The sequence below is a fragment of the Arachidicoccus sp. genome (genome assembly GCF_050436765.1).
Lineage (GTDB): Bacteria > Bacteroidota > Bacteroidia > Chitinophagales > Chitinophagaceae > Arachidicoccus.
The window spans coordinates 1-9,679 of the sequence record NZ_JBNQGD010000168.1 but is presented as its reverse complement, the minus strand read 5'-3'; the positions used below and the strand labels follow the sequence as shown (position 1 = coordinate 9,679).

Sequence of the window (9,679 nt, the reverse complement as noted above, 5' to 3'; positions counted from 1 at the left end):
AGGAAATCTATTAGCAGCAGGTCATGTAAATGATGTACTGAAGAATGAAGACTCCATTGAAGTCGCGGCAGAAAATTTAGAAAAATTAAAGGATATTTTAAAACAATTCACCGGATATACCGCTTTAGAAGAGAAAGACAATATGCTTTTGATACATTACGAACAGAGTAGCTTATCCGCAGGGGCAGTCAATAAATTTTGCTTCGAAAATGGGATAACACTCACACACCTAAGTAAACACAAAAAAACACTAGAAGCGAAATTCTTAGAAATTACTAACTAAACCTTCTTAAGTTTATAAATAAAATATTATGTGGAAGAATCTAAAAATTGAATGGCTCAAAATACGGAGTTATCGTACATTTTGGGTATTACTTGTTCTATTTATCATCTCTTTAATTGGCATCAATTATATGACCTATCAATTTAAAGTTTCGATGAAAGCCCCCAAAATGGCCGATGCAATAATCGGTAACCCATTTGGTTTCCCTGATGTATGGCAGACAGTAACCTATTTATGTAGCTATATTCTATTTTTACCTGGATTACTGATGGTAATTCTAATCACCAATGAATACAACTTTAAAACACATCGACAAAATATCATTGATGGATTAAGCAGGTTTCAATTTGTATTTGTAAAAATTATTATGGCAATATTGTTGGCATTATTGGCCACCATAATAGCAGCTATCATCGCTATAATTACAGGATATATAGCCGCTACTTCCTTTTCTTCCGAAAACATCATTTACTTGCTATACTTCTTACTTCAGGCAATCACCTATACTTTAACTGGATGTCTATTTGGCTTTTTATTGAAACGTTCAGGGATTGCCATCGCCCTATTTTTCCTATATGTAATGTTTATCAAGAATTTATTATCTCTAATTCTCAACAAATATTTAGATGGAGTGGGTAATTATTTCCCCGTAAAAAGTTCCGATAATTTAATACCAATGCCTTTTTTGCATAGCATTACAAAACAATATTTTGATGCGCCAAATATTCCATTGCTGCTCAGTTTCAGTATTGTCTATCTTGTGGCATTTTATTTTATCATTATAAAAAAATACACGACCCAGGATTTGTAACGGACTTTTTAACTCAATAAACAGCAATTCTAGATTTAGTTTTCCCATTTTTTTAGAGTAATTTCATTACCTTCAAATTCGGCATAGGTAAAATTGGTAATCCAATCACCTAGATTAATGTAATGGCTCGTATCGCTTAAAACCACATCGACCGGATAATGACGATGTCCAAAAATAAAAAAATCGAAATGTTCTTTTTGCAAAATTTCTTTGGAATAAATAACCAGCCATTCATTTTCTTCGCCTAGCCATTCGGCATTGGCTTCACCGGTTTTTTCTCTGCTTTTTCTACTAAAATAATTGGCCAGACCTATTCCCCAACTAGGATGTAACTGCCCAAACAACCAATTACAAAATTTATTCCGGAATATCTTTTTTATGAATTTATATCCTTTGTCGCCGGGGCCCAGACCATCACCGTGACCAATTAAAAACTTCTTACCATTGTATTCAAAATTCCGCGGTTCTTTGTATACATCAATATTCAATTCTTGTTCAAAATAACCGTTCATCCACATATCGTGGTTACCAATAAAAAAATGTATTTTAATACCACTATCACTGAGCTCGCCCAACTTTCCTAGTAAGCGCACAAAATTTTTGGGCACTACTTTTCTATATTCATACCAGAAATCAAACATATCTCCGAGAATAAAAATCTCTTCGGCCGTGTTTTGAATACTGTTTAAAAAAGCAAGGATTCTCTTTTCACGCAACAAACTCTTTTCATAATCAGGTGCGCCCAAATGAAAGTCAGAGAGAAAATATATTTTCTTATTTGGAGAAATATTTGACATAAAAATAAGTTACTTGGATGAATCTTCTACAACAAAACAAAAAACTTCTTGCGGTCCACGAATGTCCATGACTAATGCTTCTTCAATATCTACTGTACTGCTTGTACCATCAGCTAAGGTAATTAAAGATTGTAATTCCTTCTTAGTCTTTTGTATATGATTTGGCCTTTCATAAATATCGTAAACGATTTGACTAGTATAAGCAACACAAATACGTAAAGGCATATAGACACTCGTATTCCGACCTCCAAATTGTGCGCTTGTCATTAATATACTTCCACTACGGGCAATCAAATTTTTGCAACCGGTAATGATCACCCGACTTTCAGCAAACTTACCGAATTCCAATCCTCGAAAATCTCGTTGCTGCAACATGTTGATGAGTATCGGTTCTCGACAGAATATTTTTTTCCACGCCCTTCTTTCCTTCAATTCAGTTAATTTAGTCACCAAATCTAACTCATCGATACAATAAATAAATCGCCCTTGCATAATCGAAAAATTCTGAGCGAACAAAATGATCAGCTCTTCATTACTAGGCTCGATAACCATTTCGCGAGGCACACTTTGCATTTCCGAAAATGTCATGCGCATCGAATTAGTCAAAACGTTTCGTATTTTTCCGAGTATATTATCTTTGAAGGACCACATTTTAAATTCAATTTCGATGGCATAAAGATAGGATTTTAGATATACAACAGTTATACTTCACGAAAGAGGAAGGAGGGAGCGGGTATTTTTAATTAACTTATTACTTTTACTTTAACAACTATTAGCAAATATCCTTAATTTTATTTCCTGCTTAGGTTGTCCAAAATGTAATACCGTACACCACAGGGATTTTAATGTCAGCCTAAACATTAAAAACAAGGTTTAAAAATATTGTCTGGTTTAGCAACTAACCCGGACACTAAACAAAAACGGAGTAAGGCGTTACCATTAGGTAAGTCTATGATCTCCGAGACCCAACCCATCGGCTCCGCAGTGGGTGAGTAGTTAACTTGCCGGAACTATAAATGAGAATATCGCAATAGAGAAATAGAACCTGAAATTCAAAAAGTAATAATACTTTCTCAATTATTGGGCATCAACGAACTCACTAAAAACTACAGAACATCTATTATGCTATCATAAGCGAGCAAGTGTAAATTTATCGGGCGGGCAAAAAGGCTCACCATTGCAAGAGCCCTTTACTGCAATCAGGAAATATTTATAGATGAAACAACTTCCCATTAGATCCGGTAAGCGAGCAAAATATGCGACATACTTTATCGGATAGTGTTAACTCGATAAAGACATTTTTCGTATTGCGTCTCTTTAAAATTATCAAAAAAGCTCGCCTAAAATGCGAGCCTTCAACGCTTAGATAGATATTAATTAGATCCGGATTCCGCTTTATTCCCTTCGTTTTTCAAGGCATAAATCTTAGCCATAACTCGGTTGACCATTACATCACAATAGATCAAATTGAATTCAAAGATCTCCTGTGGTGAATACATTTTCTTAATCTCTTTTTGCAGCATGCTCTTTGCCCTAGTTAAGCGAACCTTTACATTGCTCTCAGATATATTCAGCGCCTCCGAAGTCTCCGCAACATTTAGCCCATTCAACTCCCGTAAAGTAAAAACAATGCGATAATCTTCCGGTATTGCGTGAATAGCATTTTCCAATACATGTCCAAGTTCGTTGTTCATAGTAATTTTCTCATTGCTGATGGAAATTTGAAATAAGTCGCTTGATTTTTCATCTTGAACATCACTTGTAGTTACTTCATTCTTAGTGCGTAGTTTGTGTTTTTTCTGATAGCAAAGATTCAGCATAATCCTTGTAAGCCAAGTTTTGAATGATGATCTATGTTCAAACTTTTTCAGGTTACAATATGCGTTAACATAGGCATCCTGCATCAAGTCTTCTGTATCCTCATGATTGTAATGATATGTTCTACCTATTTTATATAAAAAAGGGTCATATCTTCTAATCAAAATTTCAAACAGCTTTATCTCTCCTTCGTTTATCTTATCGATAATATCCAAATCAGCATATCGTTCCAACTGCGATTCCAACTTAATTAGTTTATGAATTTTCAAATAACTTTTCTCTAACTCCCACATCTAAGTTATACATATTATTGCATAATTAATTGACCTTGCATGGCTGGATGAATACTGCAATAATATGCTGCACTATCAATAACAATCAATTTCCAACTACCTTGTGGCTGTATAGTATCCGAGTAAAACTTATTATTCTGATAAGATTCAACAGTATGTGCCACAATATCCTTATTCATCCAAACCACCGTGTCTCCTATATTTACACTCAATTGCTCAGGAACAAATTTCATCATTTGAATCCTTACTGTGTCAACAACGTGAACACTATTATCCATCGTTGTTGTTGTTTCCGTTTTAGCCGACTCGTTTTCTTTTGGAGAGGAAGAGCAACTAAACATAAAAAATATTAAGGATAATAAAAACACTCCTATGCCGATCTCCCGTTCGTTTCTCATTTTTCAAGATTTTTCTGAACCATTTCAGCATGTGCTAGATGTTCTTTAAAAAGTGGTAATGCAGATTGTAACAAACTTTTTAATTCACTGTTAGTCGCATCCGCAATTAGTACATTTTGCACTTCATTAATGGCAGCTTTGTGATAAGCTACTTCATTATCAACATAAGCCTTGTCAAAGGCTTTGCCCTTCTTAGCATTAAGCATGGCTTTTGTTTTTACTGAACCCGCGAGAAATGCCTTAGTAGTAGGGTTGTCCTTGGGTGTAACACCTAACTTTTGAGCTAATGCAACTGCTTGTTTTATGACAGCACCATGGTCTCTTGCCATTGTTTTTGCGAACTCTATTACTTGTGTGTTATGGGATTTTTTAATGGCAATCTTTGCATACTCAATATCGATTTGATTAGCCGTTACTGCAACAGAAGCAATTTCGGGATCTGTAAGTTTTTGAGTCTTTTGCGCGCTTGCTGAGAAGGAAACCAAACCCATTCCTAGTAATAAACATATAGCAGATTTCGTCAGCGATTGAATCGTTTTCATAATATTTAATTATTTTTCTTAATTAGAGTGAAGCGGGTTGTAAAAGGTTACAAAATATTGTCAGGAAATAAATTTTAGATCAAAATAGAATGGAATTTTATCACGAAATGCTACCCAAAAAAAAGCCCACCATAATGGCAGGCTCTTATACTTTATAATTTATCTTTTAACTTGCAAAAGAATCATCTATTTTTTCTTCTCCCGTAGAAGGCACTTGTTTTAAAGCCCCATCATAAGGTGGCACCCCTTCACTCAAACCCGGTGGCAATAGATCTTCTTCAGCCTCATCTTCGTGAGGGCGTTTGCCTATCAAGGCTTCTACATCGCTCTTAAATAATACTTCTTTTTCTAATAATGCTTTCGCCAATTTTTCCACTTCTGCTTTTTTCTCAGTCAAAAGAGCCAGTGTGCGTTTATAAGCGGTCTCTATCAAAGTGCGAGCTTCTTCGTCAATCAGCTTACCGGTTTCTTCGCTAAAAGGTTTTGTAAACTGATTTTCTTGTGCAGGATCATAATAGCTTACATTACCTATTTTTTCATTCATACCATAAACAGTAATCATAGAATAAGCAGTACGTGTAACCTGTTGCAAATCGTTAGAGGCTCCAGTAGAAATTTTTCCGAAGAAAATTTGTTCAGACGCACGTCCACCTAGTGTCATACAAACCTGATCGAGTAATTGATCCGTATTATATAAATATTGCTCTTTTGGTGTGTACTGTGCATAACCCAAGGCCGCCGAACCACGCGGAACAATGGTTACTTTTAATAAAGGATAAGCATGCTCCAAAAACCAGCCGCAAATTGCGTGGCCTGCCTCGTGATAAGCAATGATTTGTTTTTCGTGTGGTGCGATAATTTTATTTTTCTTTTCTAATCCACCAATCACGCGATCAATAGCATCATCAAAATCCTTCATATCAACCGCCTCTTTGCCATTTCTTGCGGCGATCAATGCAGCTTCGTTACATACATTGGCAATATCTGCACCTGCAAATCCAGGAGTTTGTTCAGCCAACTTATGTATATCGAGCGTTTGCGATATCTTGATTGGCTTTAGATGAACGCGGAAAATATCCTCCCTCCCTTTTACATCGGGGCGGTCAATAGTAATTTGCCTATCGAAACGACCTGGGCGCAATAAGGCGCTGTCCAACACATCAGGTCTGTTAGTTGCAGCCAAAATAATAATGCCACTGTCTCCACCGAAACCGTCCATTTCCACCAATAATTGGTTTAAGGTATTTTCACGTTCGTCGTTGCTCATCATGGCATTCTTACCACGTGCACGGCCAATCGCATCTATTTCATCTATAAATATTACACAAGGCGCTTTTTCTCTTGCTTGCTTAAATAAATCTCTTACACGGCTGGCCCCTACTCCTACAAACATTTCCACAAAATCGGACCCGGACATACTAAAGAATGGAACTTGAGCTTCACCGGCCATTGCTTTGGCCAACAAAGTTTTACCCGTACCCGGAGGGCCTACCAATAATGCCCCTTTTGGAATCTTACCACCAAGGTTGGTATATTTTTTTGGATTCTTAAGAAAGTCGACAATTTCCATAACCTCCACTTTCGCTTCGTCCAAACCCGCTACATCTTTAAAAGTAATATCCATTTTTGCACCCTTCTCAAAAAGTTGGGCTTTAGATTTCCCTACACTAAAAATACCTCCACCGGCCCCGCCGCCACCTCCCATTCCACCACTCATCTTACGCATCAGCAAAACCCAGACAAGCACTATGGCACCAATAGTAAGGAGCATGCTGAATATTGGATTATCTAACCAATTGGAGTCACTTGTTACCGGCATTTGAATTTCGGGCAAATGATTCTCGTCGGTATATTGGTCAATACGAGACTGGAAAGCTTTTAAGTCTACTACCCGAAACTGAAACATGGGTGCAGTATAATAATTGCTTACTTTTATGGACGGTGAATTCTTTAAAGTCTCCTTATAATAAGGCTTATTCAAACTGTCTTTATTGATATAAACACGTACATACTTTTCGGAATTGGCCACCAAATCTAATTTTGCAACGTCTCCTTTGGTCAATATTTTTTGATTAAAAGTCGCTTCCGTAATAGGGAAGGTATCTGGAGTAGTGTTTGCCCAATAACTATAGCCTATAATAGCCAAAGCTATTAGCCCATAAATCATATAGATATTGGGTCCTTTTGGTCCTTTTTTGTTATTATTGCCGCCAAAACCACCTATGTTCGGCATCTTTCTTTTATCGTTTTCTTGTGCCATAAAATTCTTAAATCGTGCAGATAAATCTGCTTATAAATTGTTTTATTTCTCTATTTCCAATCAAAAACTAATTCTCAAAAACTTGTTCGGGTGCATCACACCAAAGTTCTTCCAATTTGTAACGCTGCCTGGCTTCGGGTAGCATAACGTGCACGACTACGTTTACAAAATCTACCAAAACCCAATTCAAAGAAGTGCGTCCTTCACTCCTGTAAGAAGTTTCAGCCAATTCTTCTTTTACCTTTTCTTCAATAAAATCACCGATAGCTTTTACCTGTGTAGTGCTACTTGCCTCGCAAATAATAAAAAAATCAGCAACGGCTTCTTCGATATTTCTAAGGTCTAGTGAGAGAATATTCTCACCTTTTTTTTCTTGAATTGCACTTACAATCACCTTCAAGATTTTAGCATTCTTTGTAAGCTTTGTTACCTTATTTTTTGTTGTTTGCGTTGCCAATAATTAAACTTTATTAGATATATAAAAAATAAAACGGAAGAGATTTCTCATTCTTTAACCATTCACATAAAATCTTACCTTCGCAAAAATAGTAATTCTTTTCTCTACTCTCGCTTAAATTATATGATTGGTTCTCCTTTTATCATTTTGAACGAAGTGGATAGTTCCAACAACTATGCCATAGGACAGGCCATGCAGGGATTGGCACAACACGGCGCCGCTTTTATGGCCAAACACCAAACTGCCGGAAAAGGTCAACGTGGAAAACGGTGGAATAGTGAGGCCGGAAAAAACATCGCCCTCTCCGTGTTGCTTGACACGAGAGAGTTGCACTTGAATACACAGTTCGCTCTTAACATGACAGTGGCTTTAGCTGTATATGATCTTTATGCAAAATATGCTTTAGATGACACCTCTATCAAATGGCCAAACGACATTTATTGGCGCGACAGAAAGGCAGTAGGCATCTTGGTGGAGAATAAAATATACGGCCAAAATTGGCAGTGGGCGGTTGTCGGAGTCGGTATAAACGTAAATCAAACAGTTTTCGATCAGACGCTTCTTAAAAAAGCAGTATCTTTAAAACAAATTACCGGGAAAGACTTTGACTGCGTAGCGCTCGCTAAGGAGTTGTGCACCTTTTTAGAAGAAAAGTACCAACTTTTTAAAGAAAAAAAATACACAGAATTATTAGCTACATTTAATCAACATCTTTATAGAAAAGATACATTAGCTCAATTAAAATATCAGGACCTGATTTATGATTGTCGCATTCAAGAAGTAGATAACCTTGGACAACTTTGGGTAGAAGGGGCTCCAAAACCTTGCTTTGCTTTTGGCGAGGTAGAGTGGATAATTTGATTGGAAATCTATGATTTTTGAGAAGAGATTTATGATTTAAAGAAACAATAATCGATAACAGATAACAGATAACAATAATGTTACATATAGAAACTTTCACATTCAATCCTTTTCAGGAAAATACTTATGTCCTTTCAAATGAGGAAGAGGAAGCCATTATCGTTGACCCAGGTACTTATTTTCCAGCGGAAGCAAAAAGTTTAAAAGATTATATTTTTCGTGCCGGGCTGCAACCAAAATTATTAATTAATACACATTGCCATTTAGACCATGTATTTGGCAATCAATGGGTATCTGAACACTACAACCTAGAACTCTTGATCCATCCAAAAGAAGAGGAAATATTAGCTCATGCCCGTAAATCCGGCGAAAAATATGGCTTGCCTTTTGAAGATTACATAGGAAAAATAAATTTTATAAATGAAGGAGAAAATCTTCAATTAGCTGAAGATAAGTTAGTAACGATATTAGTACCGGGGCATTCTCCCGGAAGCATCTGTTTATATTGCCAAGTCCAAAATTTTATCATAGGCGGGGATGTGTTATTTCGCGAAAGTATTGGCCGAACCGATTTATACAAAGGCAATCATGAAGAACTTTTGCAAAGCATTAAGGAAAAATTACTCATCTTGCCGGACGAAACGATTGTTTACCCGGGCCATGGCCCCAAGACAACGATTGGTTACGAAAAACAAAACAATCCTTTTTTAGAAAGGTGAAATTCAGGAATCAAAAAAACAAATAAATGAAAAAATTATTATTGGTAAGCTGTATTGCGTTTTCGATGGTGAGCTGTGCACAGAAGTATAATGGCGGGAAATTCGAAGTATCGGGAAAAGCCAAAAACTTGACTGCCAAAACTATTTATTTAAAAGAATTAGATTTCAACAATAATACACCTATTGTTATAGACTCTTCGGCGGTTGCACCAGACGGCACTTACACATTAAAAGCAGATACGAAAGGGCAGCACTTGTTCTTCTTGTCAGCCGACCATACCTTTCCTTATTTGGTAATTAATGATGGCAGTAAAATTACGGTTAACATTGATGCTACCGACGCTACACACCCCGATGTCAAGGGCTCTGATGCAACTGTAAAACTATACAGTTTTATCAATACATACAAAGATAAGGACTCCATCCTAGGGAATACATTT

Annotated in this window: 11 protein-coding genes and 1 pseudogene; 5 read left to right on the top strand and 7 right to left on the bottom strand. The window is 36.5% G+C overall.

The annotated features are described in order from the left end of the window. Together ACQR30_RS07330 and ACQR30_RS07325 are read left to right on the top strand one after the other, a co-directional pair. A pseudogene (locus ACQR30_RS07330) lies at nt 1–283 on the top strand (ABC transporter ATP-binding protein); the annotation flags it as partial. Between the two features lie 28 nt (nt 284–311). Then, nucleotides 312–1,094, top strand: a complete 783-nt coding sequence (locus ACQR30_RS07325) for an ABC transporter permease (protein ID WP_429733423.1) — start codon at nt 312–314, stop codon at nt 1,092–1,094. 35 nt (nt 1,095–1,129) lie between these two features. On the opposite strand, the gene ACQR30_RS07320 is transcribed toward ACQR30_RS07325, so the two are convergent. From ACQR30_RS07320 to rsfS, 7 genes are all read right to left on the bottom strand, one after another. Further along, complete coding sequence (locus tag ACQR30_RS07320) at nt 1,130–1,891, bottom strand: UDP-2,3-diacylglucosamine diphosphatase (protein WP_429733420.1); 762 nt, start codon at nt 1,889–1,891, stop codon at nt 1,130–1,132. Between the two features lie 9 nt (nt 1,892–1,900). Next, a complete protein-coding gene (locus ACQR30_RS07315) occupies nt 1,901–2,479 on the bottom strand; it encodes an LUD domain-containing protein (protein ID WP_429733417.1) in 579 nt (192 codons plus the stop codon). A gap of 785 nt (nt 2,480–3,264) precedes the next feature. Then, nucleotides 3,265–3,954, bottom strand: a complete 690-nt coding sequence (locus ACQR30_RS07310; RefSeq protein WP_429733414.1) for a sigma-70 family RNA polymerase sigma factor — start codon at nt 3,952–3,954, stop codon at nt 3,265–3,267. 62 nt (nt 3,955–4,016) lie between these two features. Then, complete coding sequence (locus ACQR30_RS07305; RefSeq protein ID WP_429733411.1) at nt 4,017–4,400, bottom strand: cupredoxin domain-containing protein; 384 nt, start codon at nt 4,398–4,400, stop codon at nt 4,017–4,019. After that, complete coding sequence (locus ACQR30_RS07300) at nt 4,397–4,942, bottom strand: DUF4142 domain-containing protein (RefSeq protein ID WP_429733408.1); 546 nt, start codon at nt 4,940–4,942, stop codon at nt 4,397–4,399. Before ACQR30_RS07300 ends, ACQR30_RS07305 begins: the two co-directional genes overlap by 4 nt. 166 nt (nt 4,943–5,108) lie before the next feature. Further along, nucleotides 5,109–7,202 (bottom strand): ATP-dependent zinc metalloprotease FtsH, encoded by a 2,094-nt coding sequence (gene ftsH, locus ACQR30_RS07295; protein WP_429733405.1) that lies wholly within the window; start codon nt 7,200–7,202, stop codon nt 5,109–5,111. Between the two features lie 67 nt (nt 7,203–7,269). After that, a complete protein-coding gene (gene rsfS, locus ACQR30_RS07290; RefSeq protein WP_429733402.1) occupies nt 7,270–7,659 on the bottom strand; it encodes a ribosome silencing factor in 390 nt (129 codons plus the stop codon). A 123-nt stretch (nt 7,660–7,782) separates the two neighbouring features. Between rsfS and ACQR30_RS07285 the strand changes: the two genes are divergently transcribed. The 3 genes from ACQR30_RS07285 to ACQR30_RS07275 form a co-directional block, all read left to right on the top strand. Next, a complete protein-coding gene (locus ACQR30_RS07285) occupies nt 7,783–8,520 on the top strand; it encodes a biotin--[acetyl-CoA-carboxylase] ligase (protein WP_429733399.1) in 738 nt (245 codons plus the stop codon). Nucleotides 8,521–8,597: 77 nt separating this feature from the next. Beyond that, nucleotides 8,598–9,239, top strand: a complete 642-nt coding sequence (locus ACQR30_RS07280; RefSeq protein ID WP_429733396.1) for an MBL fold metallo-hydrolase — start codon at nt 8,598–8,600, stop codon at nt 9,237–9,239. Between the two features lie 26 nt (nt 9,240–9,265). After that, the coding region (locus ACQR30_RS07275; RefSeq protein WP_429733393.1) for a DUF4369 domain-containing protein at nt 9,266–9,679 on the top strand (414 nt) is incomplete at its 3' end.